An 18,805-nucleotide genomic window follows, 5' to 3' on the forward strand; every position below is an offset into this window, starting at 1 on the left:
GGCGGCGCGGCGCGGGGCGGCGGCCGTGTCGCACCCCCGTATCGGTGCGTTGCGCCGGCCCCCCCGCTAACCTCACACCTGCCCGACGAAGTTTCAGCGGTCCAGCAACCGTTGCGCCGGTCGACCGGCGAAACTGTCAGAACAGCGCGTCCTGCAACGGCTCAGCCTCCAGCTCGAGCAGCAGCTGCTTGCGGTCCAGCCCGCCGGCGTACCCGGTGAGGGTGCCGTTGGCGCCGATCACCCGATGGCACGGGATCACGATGGGGATCGGGTTGGCGCCGTTGGCGGTCCCGACAGCGCGTGAGGCGGCGTTGGTCTTGCCGAGGCGTGCCGCGATCTCGCCGTACGACGCGGTCTCGCCGTAGCCGATGCCGAGCAGCTGCGCCCACACCGAGCGCTGCCAGGCACTGCCAACCGGCGCGAGCGGCAGGTCGAACTCGGTGCGCTCGCCGGCGAAGTACTCCACCAGCTGGCGAGCGGCATCGACCAACGGCGCAGCGTCGTCGGCACGGTCACCCAACGGGCGGCCGGTTCCGTCACGGAACGGCGAGAACTCGATGGCGGTGATCGCGCCGCCCTGCTCGACGATCCGCAGCGGCCCGATGGGCGATTCGACGACGGTCCACATGATCAGCTCATCCTTTCGGTCTCGGACAGAGACGTCCACAGGTGTAGGAGGGCGTAGGAGCGCCAGGGCGCCCACCCCTCCGGGTCGATCTCGGCGGCCGGGTCGGCGCCGCCGTGCAGGGCGAGGGCGTTGCGCACGCCGACGTCGGTCGGCAGCCACACGTCGGGATGGCCGAGCGCACGGAGCGCGATGTAGTCGGCGGTCCAGGGCCCGATGCCGGGGAGCGCGAGCAGCGTGCGTCGTACGTCGCCGCGGTCGGGTCCGCGGTCGAGCACCACGTCGCCGGCGGCGATCGCCGCACACAGGCCGATGAGGGCGCGCCCGCGCGCACGCGGCATCCGGAACTCCTCGGGCGTGCATCGCGCGACCGTGGCGGCATCGGGGAAGAGATGGGTGAGTCCCTCGATGCCCGTCGACACCGGTCGACCGTGCGCGGCAACGAGTCGGGCGGCCGCGGTCCGGGCCGCGACGACGGTGACCTGCTGGCCGAGGACCGCGCGGACCGCGACCTCGGCGCCGTCGACGTGACCCGGCACCCGGAGCCCGGGCCGCGCAGCCACGAGGGGGGCGAGCACCGGGTCCGAGGCGAGGTGGACATCGACGGCCACCGGGTCGGCGTCGGCGTCGAGCAGGGCACGCATCCGCGCCAGGGCGGCCGTCGTGTCGCGGAGGTCGTCGAGAGCCAGCCGCAGGGGCAGGTACGACGACCCGGCGCCTTCGACGTCGCCGAGCTCGACCCGCGCGACGCCCGATCCGTGCGGGAGGTCGAGGGTGCGGGCGTACCACCCGCCTCCGTCCGCCGCGACCTGGGCGACCTCGACGCCGGGCACGGCCCGGTCGGCGAGGAAGCGGAGCAGGGCGCTGCCCCGGAACGGCGTACGGACGGCGATCCGCAGGTCGATCGCCCCCGGGACCTGGTCGCCGGGCGACGACCTGCGGCCGCGCAGCTGGCTCGGCGCGGCGTCGTACACCTCGAGCATCGTGTCGTTGAACTGCCGGACGCTGGAGAACCCGGCCGCGAACGCGACGTCGGCGAGGCCGAGCGTCGTGCTCTCGACGAGGGCGCGGGCGGTCTGCGCGCGCTGGGTGCGGGCGAGAGCGAGCGGCCCGGCACCGAGCTCGCTGGTGAGCAACCGCGACAGGTGACGCGAGGTGTAGCCCAGCCGCGCCGCCAAGCCCTCGACTCCCTCACGGTCGACGACGCCGTCGGCGATCAGCCGCATCGCGCGACCGGCGACGGTCGCGGCGACGTCCCAGTCCGGGCTGCCCGGCGTCGCGTCGGGCAGGCATCGCTTGCAGGCGCGGTAGCCGGCCGCCTGCGCGGCCGCAGCGGTGCGATGGAAGGACACGTTGCGAGACGCCGGCGTGCGGGCCGGACAGGACGGCCGGCAGTAGATGCCGGTCGACCGGACAGCGGTGTAGAAGACGCCGTCGAAACGGCGGTCGCGCGACTGCACGGCCGTGTAGCAGCGCTCGAAGTCGAGCCGCTCCGGCGCGGTCACTGTGGTCTCCATGTCCCTCATCCTGCCGGTGTCCACCGACAGTCTCTCGCGGAAATCGGACATCACGGTGATCGACGGTCGCCTCGTTCTGTCACGCTGTGCCCATGGCGGACGCTCCCCTCAATCCCCTGGACCTGCTGATCAAGTCCCAGCAGGTGGCGCTCAAGCTCGCCACCGACGTCCTCCGGGGCGTCCGCGACACCGCAGTCACAGGTGTCACCCAGCCCGACGAGCTCGCCAAGCAGGTCGGTGAGCTCGCCGGCGCCGTCGCGGGGATGGCCGGAGCAGTCACCAGCCTCGCCGGCACCACCGCGCAGCCCCTGCAGGACTTCATCGTCCGGCAGCGCGAGCTCGCCGACACCGTCCACACGCTCGCCGAGGCCCAGGCCGAGCTCGCCGTCGTGGTCGCCACGCTCGCCGAGCGACATGCCGACGCCGTGGCCGCGTTGGAGAAGCTGACCGCGCCGGTGTTCGCGATCATCGGCACCGAGCCGACGCCGCCGAAGACCCGGGCGGCGCGGCGGGCGGCGGCCGCGTCGAAGCCGTCCGCCGAGACGGACTGAGTGGGCCGAACCGGAAAACGCATTCGGGCCCGGTCCAGAAGGACCGGGCCCGATGTCGTACCCCCGACCGGATTCGAACCGGCGCTACCTACGTGAGAGGCAGGCGTGCTAGGCCGCTACACAACGGGGGCATGTCACTCTCGCGAGCAACCTGCGGAACTCTACCGATCCGGCTTTCCCAGCGCCAAATCGGCGTCTGTTCCTGCCTTCTCGCGAGAACCTCGCTGGTCTACTAGGACTCGAACCTAGACTAACTGGACCAGAACCAGTCGTGCTGCCAATTACACCATAGACCACTGCTGTGCCGGCCCCGCCCCGGAGGACCGGGCCGACTGGGAACACTACACAAGCCCGCGCCGCGGCTCCAAAATGGCCCCGCCATCCGTCCCTCCGGTGCGGTTCGCGACGCCCAGCCGGCGGGCGGCGGCAACCGCGAGGAGCAGATAGCTCACCGACTGCACCAGCGTGACCGGAACGGCCCACCAGCTCCCGCCGACGGGGTTGAGGGCCTCGGTCATGTCGCTGAACGCGAGGGCGAGACCGAAGGCCAGGAAGTTGTTGAGGACGTGCATCGCGATGGCCGCCTCGAGCCCCCCGGTGAGGATCACCAGCAGTCCGGCGACCACGCCGAACGCGAGCCGGTCGAAGAAGATCGGCACGTCCTGGCCCAGACCGTGGGCGAGGGCGAAGAGCAGCGCGGGCACGCCGACCGCGATCGCGGCACTCACGCGCGACCCGAGGCGGGCGGTCAGGCCGCCGAACGCCTGGGCGAGGTACCCGCGGAAGACGTACTCCTCCCCCGCCGCCTGCAGCGGCGTGAGGAGCAGGACGACCAGCAGGAAGTCGCGCACGGTCGAGGTCCACGGATTCAGGCCGCCGGCGGCGTCGATCGTGCCGGCGCCCTGGTCGGGCAGCACGCTCGAGACGGCGACGGTCAGCGCGAGCGCGACCACCGCGATGCCGAGACAGGCGAGGAGCCAGCGCCAGCGCAGCCGGCCCACGACCGAGGCGACCAGCCCGGGGCGCTGGTGATGCAGCAGGAGCGCGACGAGCAGGACTGCCGGGATCGCAAGGGCCCAGCCGAGATTGACGTAGGCCAGGAACGCGGGCGTGACCGGGTCGCCGTCGAGCCGGTCGGCGATCTCGTAGGTGTCCCGTGAGGTCAGCAGGAAGTAGACCGCGAAGAACGCGGTGAGCACGAACTGGCCGGCGAAGAAGAGCACCGCGACGAGCGGCACCCCGACGAGCGGGCGCCAGGCGCCGGTGGGCCCGCGCCGGTGCAGCTCGTCGTACCGCAGCCCCGCCGGCGCGGCAGGAGCGGGCCCGGCCTGCTCAGCCGAGGGCACGCTGCAGCCGCCCGAGGCTGCGCTCGCGGCCCAGGAGCTCCATCGACTCGAAGAGCGGCGGCGAGATCCGCCTGCCGGTCACGGCCACCCGAACCGGACCGAAGGCGTTGCGGGGCTTGAGGCCCAGGCCCTCGACCAGCGCGGTCTGCAGGGCGGTCTGGATCGCGTCGGTCGACCAGGTCGGCAGCGCCACCAAGGCGTCGTACGACGCCTGCAGGACGGGGATTCCGGACTCGCCGATCTGCTTGGCGGCGTCCTCCGGGTCGACCTCGAAGGCGTCCTCGTCGACGAAGAGGAAGCCCAGCATCGCGCTGGCCTCCGCCAGCTTGTTGATCCGCTCGGCCACGAGCGGCATTGCGAGCTCCAGCAGCTGGGCGTCCGCGTCGGTCACCGGGTCGGAGACGACGCCGTCGCGCTTGAGGAACGGCAGGGCGCGGTGGGTGATCTCGTCGGTCGACAGCAACCGCATGTGGGCGGCGTTGATGGCATCGCACTTCTTGAGGTCGAAGCGCGCCGGGTTGGCGACGACGTCCTCGATCTCGAACGCCTCGACCATCTCCTCCAGGCTGAAGACGTCGCGGTCCGCGGCGATCGCCCAGCCCAGCAGGGCGAGGTAGTTGAGCAGCCCCTCGGGCAGGTAGCCCTGGTCGCGGTAGGCCAGGGCGTGTGCCTCCGGGTCGCGCTTCGAGAGCTTCTTGTTGCCCTCGCCCATGACATAGGGCAGATGGCCGAACTCCGGCGTCGCCTTGGCGATCCCGATCTCCTTGAGGGCCTCGTAGAGCGCGATCTGGCGCGGCGTCGACGACAGCAGGTCCTCGCCGCGGAGCACGTGGGTGATCTCCATCAGCGCGTCGTCGACCGGGTTGACCAGCGTGTAGAGCGGGTCGCCGTTGGCACGGGCCAGCGCGAAGTCCGGCACGAACTCCGTCTCGAAGCTGACCTCGCCGCGAACCAGGTCGTTCCAGGTGATCGAGCCGTCGGGCATCCGGAACCGGACGACGGGCCTGCGGCCCTCCGCGACGAACGCGTCGACCTGGTCCGCGCTGAGCTCGCGGCAGAAGCCGTCGTACCCCTGGACCTTGGAGCCGGCGGCCTTGCGGCGCGCGGCGGCCTCCTCGTTGGTGCAGTAGCAGTCGTAGGTGAAGGAGCTGTCCTTCAGCCTCGCCAGCGCGTCGGCGTACTTGTCGCCCCGCTCGCTCTGCTTGTAGGGCGCGAACGGGCCGCCCACACCGGGGCCCTCGTCCCAGTCGAGCCCGAGCCAGCGCATCAGGTCGATGATCGAGCTCAGCGACTCGTCGGTGCTGCGCTCCTTGTCGGTGTCCTCGATGCGGAAGACGAAGGTGCCGCCGTGGTGGCGCGCGAACGCCCAGTTGAAGAGCGCCGTGCGGACCAGGCCCACGTGGGGGCTGCCCGTCGGCGACGGGGCCATCCGGACGCGGACGTTCTTGCCGGTGCTGCTCATGCGCGTGCTTCCACCTTGTTCGTGAGGGTTCCGAGACCGTCGATCGAGACTTCCACCTCGTCGCCGACCTGCATGGGGCCGACACCCTCGGGGGTGCCGGTGAGGATGACGTCACCGGGCAGCAGCGTCATCACGCTGGACACGTGCGCGATCAGCGCGGGGATGTCGAAGAGCATGTCGGCCGTCGTACCGTCCTGGACGACGTCGCCGTTGAGGAACGTCTGGACCCGCCGGCCCTGGTTGAAGTCGTGGGGATCGAGATCGGTCTCGATCCACGGCCCCAGCGGGCAGAACGAGTCGAAGCCCTTCGCGCGGGTGAACTGCCCGTCGGAGCGCTGCAGGTCTCGGGCGGTGACGTCGTTGGCGATCGTGTAGCCGTGAATGACGTCGGTGGCCTGGTCGGCCGGGACGTCGCGGCAGATGCGGCCGATGACGACGGCGAGCTCGCCCTCGTACTGCAGGTCCTGGGTCTGGCGCGGGTAGAGGATCGCGTCGCCGGGGCCGACGACGCTGGTGTTGGGCTTGAGGAACATCAGCGGCCCGGCCGGGACGTCGTTGCCGAGCTCGGCCGCGTGCGCCGCGTAGTTGCGGCCGATGCCGACCACCTTGCTGCGTGGCAGCACCGGCGCGAGCAGGCGCACGTCCTCGAGCCGGTGCTCCTTCTCGAGGAGCTTGATCCCGACGTAGAGCGGGTCGCCGGCGAGACCGACGATGACCGCGTCCTCTGCGGGCTGGCCGTACTCGTCGAGGTCGCCCGTCAGGACGCCGTACGAGGGTTCCTCACCAGTGGTGAATCTGACGATGCGCACCCGTCGAGCCTATCGACCTAGGCTTGCTCGTCGTGACTGTGCAGGTCGTGGAAGGGCAGGAGTCGGTCGTGGATGCGCAGGAATGGCGGGAACGGGCCGCTGCCCACGCCGCGCGCATCGACGCCTACGTCGCTCCCCACCTCGCCCGGCGCGAGACTCACACGAAGCATCCGGTGTTCGACTTCCTGTTCACCTACTACTCCCACCGGCCGGCCCAGCTGCGCCGCTGGCACCCGGGATTCGGCGTCGCCCTGAAGGACGCCGACGCCTACGCGAACCTCAAGGGTTACGAGCCCGTCGACCACGGCATCACGGTCGCCTCGTCGTACGTGGACGCCCAACGCCCCCTGATCGCGTCCCTGCACGCACTGCTGGTCGCGACGAAGGGCCGCGCACCGCACTTCGGGTGCTTCGGCCTGCACGAGTGGGCCATGGTCTACCGCCTCGCCGACGACGAGACCCGCCATGCCGACTGGCCGCTGCGCCTCGGGCCTACGGGCACCGACGAGGTCGTCGAGGGCCACCGCATCGCGTGCTCCCACTTCGACGCCTACCGCTTCTTCACGCCGCCCGCGCGACCGCTCAACACCCTGAACCCCGGTCGCGACGATCGACCCGCCTTCGAGCAACCCGGCTGCCTGCACGCCGGCATGGACCTCTACAAGCATGCCTTCCGGCTCTCCCCCATGATCGGCTCCGACCTCGTCGCCGACTGCTTCGAGCTGGCCTGGGACATCCGCACCCTCGACATGCGCGCGGCGCCGTACGACCTGCGGGACCTGGGCTTCGAGCCGGTCCGGATCGAGACGGCCGAGGGCAAGGCGGCGTACGCCGAGGCGCAGCGCGAGTTCGCCGAGCGCGCTGCTCCGCTGCGGGCGCGGCTCATCGAGGAGTGCGAGCGGCTGCTCGCCTGACCCGGAGGCGCCGCTCAGGCCGGAACGGGGACCTCGTCCCGCTCGGCGGCGGAGGCCCTCTCCCGGCCCCACGCCGTCCAGGCGATCCGGCCGACGAGCAGCAGCCACCCCACGATGAGGGCGAGGTCGAGCCACTTCGGGAGGTCGGTCACCGCGCCCACGACGGTGACGGCGTTGACCAGGATGACCAGGCCGCCCACCATCGCGCCCATCGGCGCGTGCGGCAGCCGACCGGCGAGCCGGGCCGCGAACGGGGCGACGAGGACGCCGCCGACGACCAGGCCGAGGACGGGCAGCCACGGGATGTCCTGGTGCGCGGCGCCGGTGATGAAGCCGCTCGAGACGGAGAGGGCGACGACGAACTCCGCCGCGTTGGTGGTCCCGACCACGCGACGCGGCTCGTGTCTGGTCACGGTCATCAGGCTGGGGGTGACGACCGGACCCCAACCACCGCCGCCGGTGGCGTCGACGAAGCCGCCGAGCAGGCCGATGGGCGAGAGCCACCGCGCGGTGTGGCCGGACTTCGGGACCGGGATGATCCGCAGGCCGAAGCCGAAGCGGACCAGGATGACCAGGCCGAAGAAGATCAGCAGCCCGGCCATCGACGACTTGGCCGCCTCCAGGCTGATCGAGGTGAGGATGACGGCGCCGAGGAAGCCGCCGACCGCGCCCGGCAGGGCGACACGCACCAGCACCTTGGGGTCGACGTTGCCCGCGCGCCAGTGCGAGATCCCCGAGACGAACGTCGTCGGGAGCTTGGCCGCATGGGTCGCGGCGCTCGCCGTGGCGGGAGCGACGCCGAGGGCCAGCAGCACCGTGGCCGACGTGACGCCGAAGCCCATGCCGAGCGTGCCGTCGACGAGCTGAGCGAGCCCACCCGCGAGCGCGAATGCCGCGACCAACCACATGTCAGGTCCTCGAATCAGTAATGGTTATAAACACTACCGATCAAGGCTACATACAAGACCTTGCACTGTCGACTCGCCGAAGCGCGTCCCGAAGCGCGCCCGGCGCGACGTCGGCGGGCTCAGCGCGCGGCGATCCCGTCGTACATCACGGCCCGGATGGCGGCACTCAGCCGCGCCTGCCGCTCGGGGACGGGGTCGCGCAGGCCGACGAGGACGGAGCCGAGGATCATCCCGTTGATGGACTGCGCCGTGGGCTCGACGTCGAGGTCGGCACGCAGGTAGCCGAGCCGGACGCCGTGCTCGAGGTACGCCGCGGTGAGCGGCGTGGTCATGTCGAAGAGGTCGAGCATCCGCTCGCGCATGGCATCGTCGATGCCGGCGGCGGACAGCAGCAGCTGGGGCACCCGCGGGTCCTCGCTGAAGATCCGCGCGAGGGCGGCACCGATCCGCTCGGTCTGGGCGCGGTAGCCCTCCAGGGTGGTGACGGCCTCCGGTGCGTTCTCCGCGCCGAGGGAGTCGACGATGCGGCCGATCAGGTCGTCGATGACGTGCTCGACGATGTCCCGCTTGTTCTCGAAGTAGCGGTAGAAGGTGCCGTGCCCGATGCCCAGGCGAGCGGCGATGTCGGCGATCCCCGTCGCGTGATAGCCCTGCTCGGCGAAGCAGGTGAAGGCGGCGTCGATGATCTCGCGCCGAGTCTCGGCCTTGCGCCGCTCCAGTCGCGAGAGCCCCTCCGTGGTCGCCGTCATGACACCGGAGCCTATTGCAGATCGCCGAAACTGACGATACGTTCCGTAACTGACATCTCATTCCGTTTCGTCGACGGCGACCGTCGGACAGACACTCAGACAGCAGGAGGGCCGCATGGGGCGCGCACTCGTCATCGGCTGCGGCGGCACGCTGGGCTTCGCGTGGACCGCCGCCGTCCTCGCCGAGCTCGAGCGGCAGGGCTGGGATCCGCGCACGGCCGACGTCCTGGTCGGTACGTCGGCAGGAGCTGAGCTGGTCGCGCTGCTCGGCTCCGGCATATCGGCCGGCGCGATCCACGACGGCAGCGACCGCCTCGTCGCGACGCACCTCTCCTCCCCTCGCGGTCCGCGCGCGCTGCCCGGCCTCCCCCGGTCCGCCCTGCCCGGCCTCGGGCTGAGCCGGGCCGCGCTCGCTCGCCGCACCGACCTGCTCGCCGGACTCGCCGGCCTGCTTCCCCGCGGGAGCGGCGACGCCCAGTGGCTGGTCGACCTCGGCGACGCCCTCACCGCCACCGGCGACACCGGCCGCGACTGGGTCGCGCACCCCGCCACCTGGCTGGTCGCGGCGGACGCCCGCTCCGGCGAGCGGATCCCGTTCGGCCGCGCCGACGCACCGCACGCCCCACTGGGGCAGGCGATCGCGGCCTCGTGGGCGATCCCCGGCTGGTTCCCGCCGGTGCGCATCGGCGACCGGGCCTTCCTCGACGGCGGCACCGTCTCCCCCACCTCCGCCGACCTCCTGCTCCCCCGGGTCGGCGACGGCAGCATCGACGAGGTGGTCGTCGTCGCCCCGATGTCCAGTCACGGCGGCGCGCCCGCCCGGGGGCTGACCCGCGTCGAACGACTGCTGCGCCGCCCGATGACCCGACGCGTCGACCGGGAGGTCGCCGCCCTGCGCGCGGCCGGCGCCCGGGTTGTCCGGATCGAGCCCACCCTCGCCGATCTCGACGCGATGGGAGCGAACTTCATGGACGGCTCTCGCGTCGAGCACGTGCGGGCCGCGGCCGCCCGCACCACGCCCACCCTCGTCGCGCAGCGCCTGCGCGACCACCCCGCGCCACGACGCCGATGACACCCACGACACCCACGCAGGAGACCCGATGACGCGCCCCTCCCCGATCGACATCGCCGGCGCACACGTCGCGATCACCGGCGGCGCCCGCGGCATCGGCCGGGCCACCGTCGAGGCCTTCCTCACCCGCGGCGCGCGGGTCTCCTTCGGCGACCTCGACCTGACCAGCGCGCAGGCGACCGCGGCCGAGACCGGCGCCTCGGCCCACCTCCTCGATGTCGCCGACCGGGCGTCGTACGACGCCTTCGTGACCGCCGCGGAGGAGGAGCACGGCCCGGTGGACGTCCTGGTCAACAACGCCGGCGTCATGCCCAACGGCGCCTTCCTCGACATGGACCCCGCGCTCGACCGGCTGATGATGGAGGTCAACGTCCACGGCGTGCTGCACGGCATGCGCCGCGTGCTGCCGGGCATGGTCGAGCGCCGGCGCGGCCACGTCGTCAACGTCGCCTCGCTGGCGGGGAAGTTCCCGATCCCGGGGCTCGCGGTCTACAACGCCAGCAAGTACGCCGTCGTCGGGCTCACCGCCGCCACCCGGCTGGAGATGGCGCCCCACGGCGTCACCCTCACTGCGGTGCTGCCGTCCGCGGTCGACACCGACCTGGCCTCCGGCCTCGACATGAAGCCCATCCCCAAGGTCACGCCGCAGCGCATCGCGGACGTGGTGGTCGGCTCGGTCCGCGGCCGCGAGGCCGAGATCGCCGTCCCCCGCTACGTCGGCGCGCTGGCCACCGGCACCGCCCTGGTGCCGACCGGCGTGCTCGACCGGCTCCGCAAGGTCGTCCGCGACGACCGCGCCCTGCACACCGACGCCACCGAGCGCGCCGGGTACACCGAGCGCCTGAGCAACGCCGCCGCCACCGAGAGGACCTCCCGATGAACCAGATCCACGACGCCGTGATCGTCGGCGCCGGCTTCGGCGGCATGGGTGCCGCGATCGAGCTGCACCGTCAGGGGTACGACGACCTGGTGATCCTCGAGCGCGAGGACGACCTCGGCGGCACCTGGCACGTCAACCGCTACCCCGGCCTCGCGGTCGACATCCCCAGCTCGACGTACTCCTACTCGTTCGAGCCGAACCCGCACTGGTCGCGGCTGTTCGCACCCGGCCCTGAGCTCAAGGAGTACGCCGGCCACGTCGCCGACAAGTACGGCCTGCGCCGCCACATGCGCTTCGGTGCAGTGGTCGAAGGGGCCCGCTGGGACGAGGACACGGCGGCCTGGGAGGTGACCCTCGCCGGCGGCGAGGTGGTCCGCGGCCGCTTCCTGCTCATCGCGACCGGCTTCCTGTCCCAGCCCAAGCTGCCCGACATCCCGGGCGTCGAGGACTTCGCCGGCACCGTCGTGCACACCACGCGCTGGGACGACGACATCGAGCTCGCGGGCAAGCGGATCGGCATCATCGGCACCGGCGCGACCGCGGTCCAGCTGATCCCCGAGCTGGCCAAGGTCGCCGACCACCTCACCGTCTACCAGCGCACCCCCATCTACGTGAGCCCGAAGCTGGACGGCCCGGTGCCGGGCATCGTGCGCAGCGCGTTCGCCAAGGTTCCGCTGACCCAGAAGGCCACGCGCCTGGTCGGCACCTCGATCCTCGAGGTGATGATGGTCGCCGGTGTGCTGCACTTCCGCGATCTGCCGTGGGCCAACGCGGCCGGCAAGCGGGCCTGCGACGCCCATCTCAAGCGACAGATCAAGGACCCCGGGCTGCGGGCCAAGCTGACGCCCGACTACGACTTCGGCTGCAAGCGGCCGACGTTCAGCAACACCTACTACCCGACGTTCACGAAGCCGCACGTCGATCTCGAGACGACCGCGATCGACCACGTGGACGCGCGCGGCATCGTCACCACCGACGGCAACCGGGTCGACCTGGACGTCCTCGTGCTCGCCACCGGCTTCAACCTGTGGGACGTGAACTTCCCGGCCGTGCGGATCGTCGGCCGCGAGGACCGCGATCTCGGCAAGTGGTGGCGGGACAACCGCTTCTGCGCCTACGAGGGGATCACCGTCCCGAAGTTCCCCAACTTCTTCTCGCTCAACAGCCCCTACTCCTACTCGGGCCTGTCGTACTTCACGACGATCGAGACCCAGATGGCCCATCTGGGCCGGGTTCTGGCCACCCTGCGGGAGCGCGGCGCCGACGTCGTGGAGGTCACCGAGGAGGCCAACGACCGGTTCCTGGACCGGATGACCGGCCTCCTCGACAACTCCGTCTTCAACGCCGGCAGCTGCGCCACCGCCCGCAGCTACTACTTCAACCAGCACGGGGAGGCGGTGCTGCTGCGCCCGACATCGACGCTGAGCGCCGCTCGCGAGGCCACCCGCTTCCCACTGGACGACTACACGTTCGCCGGCGCGCGGGTGGTCGCCTCGGCCTGAGCGGCACTACCTCCCAAGGAGGGTGCCGTCGTTGCCGCCTGTGACCACAGTCACCTACCGTGGAGGGCATGTCCCCCGACCTCGCCCAGGAGGCGCCGACCGACGGCGGCCGACTGCTGCGCACGCTCACGGCGTTCCGCGCGACGGGGCACAGTGACATGGCGTTCGGCGGGCCGGTCGTCGACAACGGCACCGCCGTCACCATCACCGGCCTGCACAGCGCGCAGACCCGTGCCTTGCAGGGCCTGCGGGTGCGCTCTGGCTACGGCCTCGGCGGAAAGGCGCTGCTGATGGGCCGACCGGTGTCCGTGACCAACTACTACGACGCCCGCGGCATCACCCACCAGTACGACGGCCCGGTGCGCGCCGAGCAGCTGGAGACCGTGACGGCGCTGCCGATCGTCGTCGACCGCTCCCCGCGGATGGTGGTCTACGTCGGTCATCGCGCCCAGGTCGTGCTCGGCGACGTCTGGTACGACGCCTTCCTGCCGCTCGTGCGGCGCCTCGAGCGCGAGATCGCCGTCGATGACGAGGTACGCCGCCGGGTCGGCCGGCTGCACAACCTCGGCCACGTCCCGGCACCTGCCGCGCCCGCCGAGGTGCAGCTGACCCGCGCCGACCTGCGCGACATCTCCGACGAGCTGGCCGACCTCGCGACACTCGTCGAGGACGAGGCGCTGCGGGCCCGGCTGGAGCAGGTGCGCAACCGCGTGGAGCACGGCCGCTCCCCCGCTCCCGCTCCGGCCACTCGCCGCGCCCCGGCCGTGCCGACAGGGCTCGCCGCCCGCGAGATCGACGTGCTCGCGCAGGTCGCGCTGGGCCAGAGCAACCGCGAGGTCGCGGCGTCGCTCGGCCTCGTCGAGAGCACCGTGAAGTCCTACCTCAAGAACGCGATGCGCAAGCTGCACGCGACCAACCGGGTGCACGCGGTCCGGCTGGCGCGTGAGGCGGGCGTCATCGACTGACCGGCCGCGCGCCGTCGATCAGGACGGCGCAGAGGGTATCGACGTTGCGAGTCGCCGGATCCCCCAGGATGTCGGCGCGGCGCGCCGGGTCGGTGAGCCCGGTGATCGCGGTGAAGATCAGCCAGGTCATGCCGGCCGGTGAGATGTCGCTGCGCAGTGACCCGTCGGCCTGCCCGCGCCGGATGACCAGGTGCCAGATCGCGATGCAGCGCTGGCCGTCGGTCACCAGGGACTCCGCCCCGGCCTCGCGGCGCACCTGCATGAGCTCGCGGACCATCGTGAGGTGGTCGAACGGGTGCGCGGTGCTGACCGCGGTCGCCGCGCGAATGAGGTTCTCCAGCCGGGCCACTCCGGTGCCGGGCATCCGCGCGGCGGCCTGCAGCTCCGGGACGAGTGCCGCGAAGTAGCGCTTGCCGACCGCGATCAGCAGCTCGTCCTTGCTGGCGAAGTGGTTGTAGATCGAGGGCGCCCGCATGCCCGCGGCGTCGGCGATCGTGCGCATCGAGGCGCCCCGGCTGCCGTGCATCGCGAAGGACTCCGCGGCGGCGTCCAGGATCCGGTCCGCCGCGGTCACGGCCGGCTTGCCGCGCGGCCGGCCGCGCTGTCGTGTCGTGTCGTTCATCGGACTCCGCATCCTAGGCCTTGACAGACTAACGATCGTTAGTAAAACCTGAGACCCCCCCAAACCAAGCATTTGCTTTGCCTAAGGAGTGTTGGATGGACCACATCGACCGCGCGAGCGTCGATCTCGACGCCCTGTTTCGACCGGAACGGGTGGCGGTGATCGGGGCGTCGGACGCCGAGGGGAGGCCGACGACGCTGAACTGGCGCCGGGTGGCCGCGTGGGCGGCACGCGTCGGCGCCGAGGCGGTGCCCGTCCACCCCCGGCGCGAGGTCATCGACGGCGTGCCGGCGTACCGCTCGATCGAGGATGTGCCCGGCAGGGTCGACGTCGCGATCGTGCTGATCGGCGACGTCGACTCGGTGCTGCCGGGCATCGCGGCGAAGGGAGTCGGGTTCGTCGTGCTCTTCGCGGCGGGCTACGCCGAGACCGGAGCCGCCGGCGCGCAGCGGCAGGCCGAGCTCGTCCGGTCGCTGCGTGCCGCCGGGGTCCGCGCCCTCGGGCCGAACACCAACCTGAACCTCTTCGAGGAGTTCCGCACCGACCTGCCCGGCCGACCGATCGCGCTCATCACGCAGAGCGGCCACCAGGGACGCCCGGTCTTCCAGGGCCAGGAGCTCGGGATCCGGTTCAGCCACTGGGCACCGACAGGCAACGAGGCCGACCTCAACGCCGCCGACTTCGTCGACTACTTCGCGCACGAGGAGGACACCGGGGCGATCGCGCTCTACCTCGAGGGCTTCGCCGACGGTACGGCGTTCCGCCGGGCCGCGCGCGTCGCCGCCCGCCGCGGCGTACCGCTGGTCGCGGTCAAGGTGGGCCGCACCGAGCTCGGCCGATCCTGGGCCATGTCGCACACCGGGCACCTGGCCGGCGCCGACGACGTCGCCTCGGCCGTCATGCGCCAGTACGGCATCGCCCGGGTCGACGGCCTCGACGAGCTCCTCGACACGGCCGCGCTCTTCGCCCGGGCGGGCGACCCGCCGCACGCGGGCGTCTGCGTCTACGCCATCAGCGGCGGCACCAGCGCGCACATGGCCGACCTGCTGGGCTCGGCCGGTCTCGACCTGCCGGAGCTGAGCCCCGAGACCGTCGCGCAGCTGCGCGAGTGGATCCCCGACTACCTGCGAGTGAGCAATCCCGTCGACAACGGCGGCCACCCGGTGGGCGACTGGCGGGGCCGGCGGATCCTCGAGACGATCCTCGCCGACCCGGCCGTCGGCATTCTCGTCGTCCCGATCACCGGCGCCTTCCCGCCGATGAGCGACACGCTCGTCGCCGACCTGGTCGCGGTCGCGGAGACGACGGACAAGCCGATCTGCGTCGTCTGGGGCTCCCCTTCCGGCACCGAGGACGCCTACCGCCGGGTGCTGCTGGGCTCCCGGCTCCCGGTCTTCCGCACGTTCGGCAACTGCGTGGCCGCGATCCGGGCGCTGGCCGACCACCTGGAGTTCCGCGAGCGGGCCCACGAGCTGCCCGTCATCCCGGACCCGCCGCGGATGCCCGCCGCCGGCCGTCAGCTGACCGAGCTCGACGCCAAGACGCTGCTCGCCGAGCACGGGGTCCCGGTCTCGCGCGACGCGCTGTGCGCCGACGCGGACGAGGTGGCCCGCGCGATCGAGCGCCACGACGGCCCGGTGGTGTTGAAGGCCGTGGTGGACGGGCTCGCCCACAAGTCCGACCTCGGGCTGGTGCGGCTCGGGATCTCCGAGGCCGCCGAGGGACGCGCGGTCGTCGCCGACTTCGAGCGGATCCTCGCGGACCTCCCCGGTCGCGAGCTCGCCGGCGTGCTCGTCAGCGAGCAGGTGCACGGCGGCGTCGAGATGGTCGTCGGCATCGCCCCCGACCCGGTGTTCGGCCCGACCGTGATGCTCGGAGTGGGCGGCGTGGCGGTGGAGCTCTACCGCGACGTCTCCTTCCGGGTGCCGCCGTTCGACCGGCCGGAGGTCCACCGGATGATCGCGGAGCTGACCGGATCGGCCCTGCTCACCGGATTCCGCGGTTCGCCGCCGGTCGACCTCGAGCCCCTCGTCGACGTCGTCATGGCCGTCCAGCGGCTGGCCGCCGACGGCGTGGTGACCGAGCTCGACATCAACCCCCTCATCGTCCTGCCCGATCGCGTCGTCGCCGTCGACGCGCTCGCCTCGATACCCGACTCGCACGAGAACGCCGGAGCCGTCGCATGAACACCCCAGGAGCCACGCTGTCTACCTCCTCCTCCCCCACCGACCCCGCCGCGGCGGGGGCCGCCGCGATCGAGGTTCGCGGCGTCGCGAAGCGCTACGGCGCCCGCGACGCCGTCGTCGCCCTCGACGGCGTCGACCTCACCGTGCGCCAGGGTGAGTTCGTCTGCCTGGTCGGCCCCTCCGGATGCGGCAAGTCCACGCTGCTGCGGATGATGGCCGGACTGCACCGCCCGAGCGAGGGCGAGGTGCTCGTCCACCACGAGGGCACCCGGCGTACGCCGACCGCGATGGTGTTCCAGGACTACGGGATCTTCCCCTGGAAGTCGGTGCGCGCCAACGTCCGCTTCGGCCTCGACGTCGCCGGCGTCTCCCGCTCCGAGGCCACCCGCACCGTGGACTCCTGGCTCGCCCGGCTCGGGCTCGCGGACTTCGCCGACGCCTACCCGGCCACGCTGTCGGGCGGGATGCGCCAGCGCGTCTCCATCGCCCGGGCCCTCGCTGTCGAGCCCGAGGTGCTGCTGCTCGACGAGCCCTTCGCGGCCCTCGACGCGCAGCTGCGCACCGTGCTCCAGGAGGAGCTCCTGGCGCTCTGGCAGAGCGACCGGCGCACGGTCGTGTTCGTGACCCACAGCCTCGAGGAGGCGATCTTGCTCGGTGACCGGGTCGTCGTCATGTCCGCCCGTCCCGGCCGGATCCTCGCCGACCTGCCGGTGCCGCTCGAACGGCCCCGCTCGGCGGAGACCCGCGCGGAGCCGGCATTCGCCGCCCTGGAGCAGCAGCTGTGGACGCTGCTGCGCGACGAGGTCTCCCGTACCTTCGCGGGCGGGAGCGCGTCGTGAGCGCGACGGTGGTGGTCCGGCCCACGGCGGCCGAGATCGACCCGGTCCGCACGGCGCGCCGCCGCCGACGCCTCGAGCGGGTGCTCGCCGTGCTGACGCCGCTGCTGGTGCTCGTCGTGTGGGAGATCGCCGCGCGGGCCGGCGCCATCCCGGTGCGCTTCTTCCCCGCACCCACGATGATCGTCTCCACCGCGGGCGACATGATCCGCAGCGGCGTGCTGCTCGACGACCTGGGCGCGACCCTGCGCCGCGTCGTGGTCGGCTTCCTCGCCGGCTCGGCGGCCGGTGCCGCGGCGGGCCTCGCGCTCGGCCTGTCCGGGCTGGCGCGCGCCGCGTTCGACCCGTTCCTGTCGGCGCTCTACACCGTGCCCAAGCTCGCGCTGCTCCCCCTGCTCCTGCTCATCTTCGGGCTCGGCGAGACGCCGCTCGTCCTGCTGGTCGCGCTGTCGGTGTTCTTCCCCACCTGGATCACCTGCATGGCCGGCGTGACCGCCATCCCGGAGGGCTACCGCGAGGCGGCACGCGCCTTCGGTGCGAGCCGCTGGGACATGTTCCGCCACGTTCTGTGGCCGGCGTTCCTGCCCCAGCTCTTCGTCGCGCTCCGGCTCTCGGTCGGCGTCGCCATCCTGGTCATCGTCGGCGCCGAGTTCGTCCAGGGCAACAGTGGCGTCGGCTTCCGGATCTGGCACAGCTGGTCGCTCTTCCAGGCCCGCCCGATGTACGTCGGCATCTGCGTCATCGCACTCCTCGGGCTGCTCTGCACCACCGTCGTCACCGCACTCGGACGGCGACTCCTCCCGTGGGCGCAGCCGGCGGACCGCCGATGACCCGCCCGCCCCTCTCCCGCACGTCACCTCCCAGAAAAGGACCCGAAGTGTTGAAACGAACGCTCGCCGCACTCCTCGCCGGCACCGTGCTGCTCTCCGGCTGTGGCTCGTCGGACGACCCCGACGACAAGTCCACCGTCAAGGTCGCGATCTCAGCGAAGCTCGAGGCCTTCGCGCCACTCCTGGTCGGCCTGGAGCTCGGCAGCTATGCCGACCAGGACCTCGATGTCGAGATCGTCACCGCCGCGCCGAGCGACGCGATGGTCCTGCTCGCCACCGGCGAGGTGGACGCGGTGTTCAGCGCGCCGAGCGCGGCGTTCTTCAACGCCGTCTCGGGCGGCTCCCCGATCAAGATCGTCGCCCCGGGCATGTTCCCGCCCGAGAACAGCCGCTCCGGGCTCTGGGTCAGCGACGAGCTGGCGCCGGGCGGCACCTTCGACCCCGCGAAGCTGCGCGGTGAGACCGTCGCGACCGCCGTCGGCGCCGGGGCGCCGGTCTCGATGGTGCTGGAGGAGGAGCTCGAGCGCAGCGGCCTCTCCGCCGCGGACGTGACCTTCCAGACCATGAGTGCGACCGACATCCTGGTGGCTCTGGAGAGCGGCGCGGTCAAGGCCGGCTGGCTGTCCGACCCGGTGTGGCTCGAGGCGGAGAAGTCCGACGGCCTCACCTTCGCCTTCGGCCAGCCCGAGGACATCACCATGGGCGCCGTGCTCTTCGGCCCGACCCTGCTGGAGGAGGACCGGGACCGGGGCGAGCGTCTCCTCGCCGGCATGAGGAGCGCCGTCGCCGACCACCTGCAGGGCGCCTACCACGACGATCCGGAGGTGCGCGCGGCGCTGGTGAAGCAGCTGGAGATCTCCGAGGCCCAGCTCGACGACCTGCCCGAGCTCGTCTTCCCGCCCGATCTCACCTACCCGGCCGGTCTCACCGACCGCTACCAGGCGACGTACGCCGGGCAGAAGGGCGTGCTGGTCTACTCCGACCCTCTCGCCGAGGACGAGGTCATCGACGCCAGCCTCGCGAAGTAGCCG

Annotated in this window: 18 protein-coding genes and 2 tRNA genes; 10 read left to right on the forward strand and 10 right to left on the reverse strand. The window is 72.0% G+C overall.

Annotated elements, in window-relative coordinates; all coding sequences use genetic code 11:
• Nucleotides 1-136: 136 nt before the first annotated feature.
• Nucleotides 137-628, reverse strand: a complete 492-nt coding sequence (locus KVF89_RS08390) for a methylated-DNA--[protein]-cysteine S-methyltransferase (protein WP_273475450.1) — start codon at nucleotides 626-628, stop codon at nucleotides 137-139.
• A 2-nt stretch (nucleotides 629-630) separates the two neighbouring features.
• Nucleotides 631-2,142: a DNA-3-methyladenine glycosylase 2 family protein gene (locus tag KVF89_RS08395; RefSeq protein ID WP_257424848.1), complete on the reverse strand. Its 1,512-nt coding sequence runs from the start codon at nucleotides 2,140-2,142 to the stop codon at nucleotides 631-633.
• Nucleotides 2,143-2,234: 92 nt separating this feature from the next.
• Here KVF89_RS08395 and KVF89_RS08400 point away from each other — a divergent pair, with 92 nt between their 5' ends.
• Nucleotides 2,235-2,693 carry a hypothetical protein gene (locus tag KVF89_RS08400; protein ID WP_257424849.1) on the forward strand — a complete coding sequence of 153 codons (459 nt, stop codon included), beginning with the start codon at nucleotides 2,235-2,237 and terminating at the stop codon, nucleotides 2,691-2,693.
• A gap of 58 nt (nucleotides 2,694-2,751) precedes the next feature.
• On the opposite strand, the gene KVF89_RS08405 is transcribed toward KVF89_RS08400, so the two are convergent.
• The 5 genes from KVF89_RS08405 to KVF89_RS08425 form a co-directional block, all read right to left on the reverse strand.
• A tRNA-Glu gene (locus tag KVF89_RS08405) sits at nucleotides 2,752-2,824 on the reverse strand.
• Between the two features lie 93 nt (nucleotides 2,825-2,917).
• Nucleotides 2,918-2,989: transfer RNA gene (locus tag KVF89_RS08410), tRNA-Gln, on the reverse strand.
• Between the two features lie 45 nt (nucleotides 2,990-3,034).
• On the reverse strand, nucleotides 3,035-4,039 hold the full coding sequence (locus KVF89_RS08415; protein ID WP_257424851.1) for a CPBP family intramembrane glutamic endopeptidase: 1,005 nt from the start codon (nucleotides 4,037-4,039) through the stop codon (nucleotides 3,035-3,037).
• Complete coding sequence (gene gltX / locus KVF89_RS08420; protein WP_257424852.1) at nucleotides 4,026-5,501, reverse strand: glutamate--tRNA ligase; 1,476 nt, start codon at nucleotides 5,499-5,501, stop codon at nucleotides 4,026-4,028. The genes KVF89_RS08415 and gltX overlap by 14 nt, the downstream gene beginning before the upstream one ends.
• Nucleotides 5,498-6,310 (reverse strand): fumarylacetoacetate hydrolase family protein, encoded by an 813-nt coding sequence (locus KVF89_RS08425; RefSeq protein ID WP_257424853.1) that lies wholly within the window; start codon nucleotides 6,308-6,310, stop codon nucleotides 5,498-5,500. The genes gltX and KVF89_RS08425 overlap by 4 nt, the downstream gene beginning before the upstream one ends.
• A 32-nt stretch (nucleotides 6,311-6,342) precedes the next feature.
• On the opposite strand from KVF89_RS08425, the gene KVF89_RS08430 reads away from it, so the two are divergent.
• Nucleotides 6,343-7,224, forward strand: a complete 882-nt coding sequence (locus KVF89_RS08430; protein ID WP_306809182.1) for a 3-methyladenine DNA glycosylase — start codon at nucleotides 6,343-6,345, stop codon at nucleotides 7,222-7,224.
• Between the two features lie 14 nt (nucleotides 7,225-7,238).
• On the opposite strand, the gene KVF89_RS08435 is transcribed toward KVF89_RS08430, so the two are convergent.
• Together KVF89_RS08435 and KVF89_RS08440 are read right to left on the reverse strand one after the other, a co-directional pair.
• Complete coding sequence (locus KVF89_RS08435) at nucleotides 7,239-8,132, reverse strand: sulfite exporter TauE/SafE family protein (RefSeq protein WP_257424855.1); 894 nt, start codon at nucleotides 8,130-8,132, stop codon at nucleotides 7,239-7,241.
• 119 nt (nucleotides 8,133-8,251) lie between these two features.
• Nucleotides 8,252-8,881 carry a TetR/AcrR family transcriptional regulator gene (locus KVF89_RS08440; protein ID WP_257424856.1) on the reverse strand — a complete coding sequence of 210 codons (630 nt, stop codon included), beginning with the start codon at nucleotides 8,879-8,881 and terminating at the stop codon, nucleotides 8,252-8,254.
• 115 nt (nucleotides 8,882-8,996) lie between these two features.
• On the opposite strand from KVF89_RS08440, the gene KVF89_RS08445 reads away from it, so the two are divergent.
• The 4 genes from KVF89_RS08445 (at nucleotide 8,997) to KVF89_RS08460 (ending at nucleotide 13,300) form a co-directional block, all read left to right on the forward strand.
• Nucleotides 8,997-9,953, forward strand: a complete 957-nt coding sequence (locus tag KVF89_RS08445) for a patatin-like phospholipase family protein (protein ID WP_257424857.1) — start codon at nucleotides 8,997-8,999, stop codon at nucleotides 9,951-9,953.
• Nucleotides 9,954-9,981: 28 nt separating this feature from the next.
• Entirely contained in the window at nucleotides 9,982-10,833 is an 852-nt protein-coding gene (locus tag KVF89_RS08450; RefSeq protein ID WP_257424859.1) for an SDR family oxidoreductase, read from the forward strand.
• On the forward strand, nucleotides 10,830-12,335 hold the full coding sequence (locus tag KVF89_RS08455; RefSeq protein WP_257424860.1) for a flavin-containing monooxygenase: 1,506 nt from the start codon (nucleotides 10,830-10,832) through the stop codon (nucleotides 12,333-12,335). The genes KVF89_RS08450 and KVF89_RS08455 overlap by 4 nt, the downstream gene beginning before the upstream one ends.
• A gap of 68 nt (nucleotides 12,336-12,403) precedes the next feature.
• Nucleotides 12,404-13,300, forward strand: a complete 897-nt coding sequence (locus tag KVF89_RS08460; protein ID WP_257424862.1) for a helix-turn-helix transcriptional regulator — start codon at nucleotides 12,404-12,406, stop codon at nucleotides 13,298-13,300.
• Here KVF89_RS08460 and KVF89_RS08465 read toward each other — a convergent pair.
• Nucleotides 13,290-13,922: a TetR/AcrR family transcriptional regulator gene (locus tag KVF89_RS08465; RefSeq protein ID WP_257424864.1), complete on the reverse strand. Its 633-nt coding sequence runs from the start codon at nucleotides 13,920-13,922 to the stop codon at nucleotides 13,290-13,292. The genes KVF89_RS08460 and KVF89_RS08465 overlap by 11 nt on opposite strands.
• Nucleotides 13,923-14,017: 95 nt before the next feature.
• Between KVF89_RS08465 and KVF89_RS08470 the strand changes: the two genes are divergently transcribed.
• Genes KVF89_RS08470 through KVF89_RS08485 form a run of 4 tightly spaced genes read left to right on the forward strand, consistent with a single transcriptional unit; the run spans nucleotide 14,018 to nucleotide 18,802 of the window.
• Nucleotides 14,018-16,108, forward strand: a complete 2,091-nt coding sequence (locus KVF89_RS08470) for an acetate--CoA ligase family protein (protein WP_257424866.1) — start codon at nucleotides 14,018-14,020, stop codon at nucleotides 16,106-16,108.
• Nucleotides 16,105-16,947, forward strand: coding sequence for an ABC transporter ATP-binding protein (locus KVF89_RS08475; protein WP_257424871.1), 843 nt, complete (start codon nucleotides 16,105-16,107; stop codon nucleotides 16,945-16,947). Before KVF89_RS08470 ends, KVF89_RS08475 begins: the two co-directional genes overlap by 4 nt.
• Nucleotides 16,944-17,774, forward strand: a complete 831-nt coding sequence (locus KVF89_RS08480; RefSeq protein WP_257424872.1) for an ABC transporter permease — start codon at nucleotides 16,944-16,946, stop codon at nucleotides 17,772-17,774. The genes KVF89_RS08475 and KVF89_RS08480 overlap by 4 nt, the downstream gene beginning before the upstream one ends.
• A gap of 47 nt (nucleotides 17,775-17,821) precedes the next feature.
• The gene (locus KVF89_RS08485) at nucleotides 17,822-18,802 is read left to right on the forward strand and encodes an ABC transporter substrate-binding protein (protein WP_257424874.1); all 981 of its coding nucleotides are present in this window, start codon (nucleotides 17,822-17,824) and stop codon (nucleotides 18,800-18,802) included.
• Nucleotides 18,803-18,805 lie beyond the last annotated feature (3 nt).

Origin of the sequence: Nocardioides carbamazepini, from assembly GCF_024614185.1 — a bacterium.
GTDB classification, from domain to species: Bacteria; Actinomycetota; Actinomycetes; order Propionibacteriales; family Nocardioidaceae; genus Nocardioides; species Nocardioides carbamazepini.

What these genes read in the sequence shown, in the direction of transcription:
- KVF89_RS08390 (WP_273475450.1), bottom strand. Translation starts at nt 628, where the DNA reads ATGTGGACCGTCGTCGAATCGCCCATCGGGCCGCTGCGGATCGTCGAG.
- KVF89_RS08395 (WP_257424848.1), bottom strand. Translation starts at nt 2,142, where the DNA reads ATGGAGACCACAGTGACCGCGCCGGAGCGGCTCGACTTCGAGCGCTGC.
- KVF89_RS08400 (WP_257424849.1), top strand. Translation starts at nt 2,235, where the DNA reads ATGGCGGACGCTCCCCTCAATCCCCTGGACCTGCTGATCAAGTCCCAG.
- gltX (WP_257424852.1), bottom strand. Translation starts at nt 5,501, where the DNA reads ATGAGCAGCACCGGCAAGAACGTCCGCGTCCGGATGGCCCCGTCGCCG.
- KVF89_RS08435 (WP_257424855.1), bottom strand. Translation starts at nt 8,132, where the DNA reads ATGTGGTTGGTCGCGGCATTCGCGCTCGCGGGTGGGCTCGCTCAGCTC.
- KVF89_RS08440 (WP_257424856.1), bottom strand. Translation starts at nt 8,881, where the DNA reads ATGACGGCGACCACGGAGGGGCTCTCGCGACTGGAGCGGCGCAAGGCC.
- KVF89_RS08445 (WP_257424857.1), top strand. Translation starts at nt 8,997, where the DNA reads ATGGGGCGCGCACTCGTCATCGGCTGCGGCGGCACGCTGGGCTTCGCG.
- KVF89_RS08450 (WP_257424859.1), top strand. Translation starts at nt 9,982, where the DNA reads ATGACGCGCCCCTCCCCGATCGACATCGCCGGCGCACACGTCGCGATC.
- KVF89_RS08455 (WP_257424860.1), top strand. Translation starts at nt 10,830, where the DNA reads ATGAACCAGATCCACGACGCCGTGATCGTCGGCGCCGGCTTCGGCGGC.
- KVF89_RS08460 (WP_257424862.1), top strand. Translation starts at nt 12,404, where the DNA reads ATGTCCCCCGACCTCGCCCAGGAGGCGCCGACCGACGGCGGCCGACTG.
- KVF89_RS08465 (WP_257424864.1), bottom strand. Translation starts at nt 13,922, where the DNA reads ATGAACGACACGACACGACAGCGCGGCCGGCCGCGCGGCAAGCCGGCC.
- KVF89_RS08470 (WP_257424866.1), top strand. Translation starts at nt 14,018, where the DNA reads ATGGACCACATCGACCGCGCGAGCGTCGATCTCGACGCCCTGTTTCGA.
- KVF89_RS08475 (WP_257424871.1), top strand. Translation starts at nt 16,105, where the DNA reads ATGAACACCCCAGGAGCCACGCTGTCTACCTCCTCCTCCCCCACCGAC.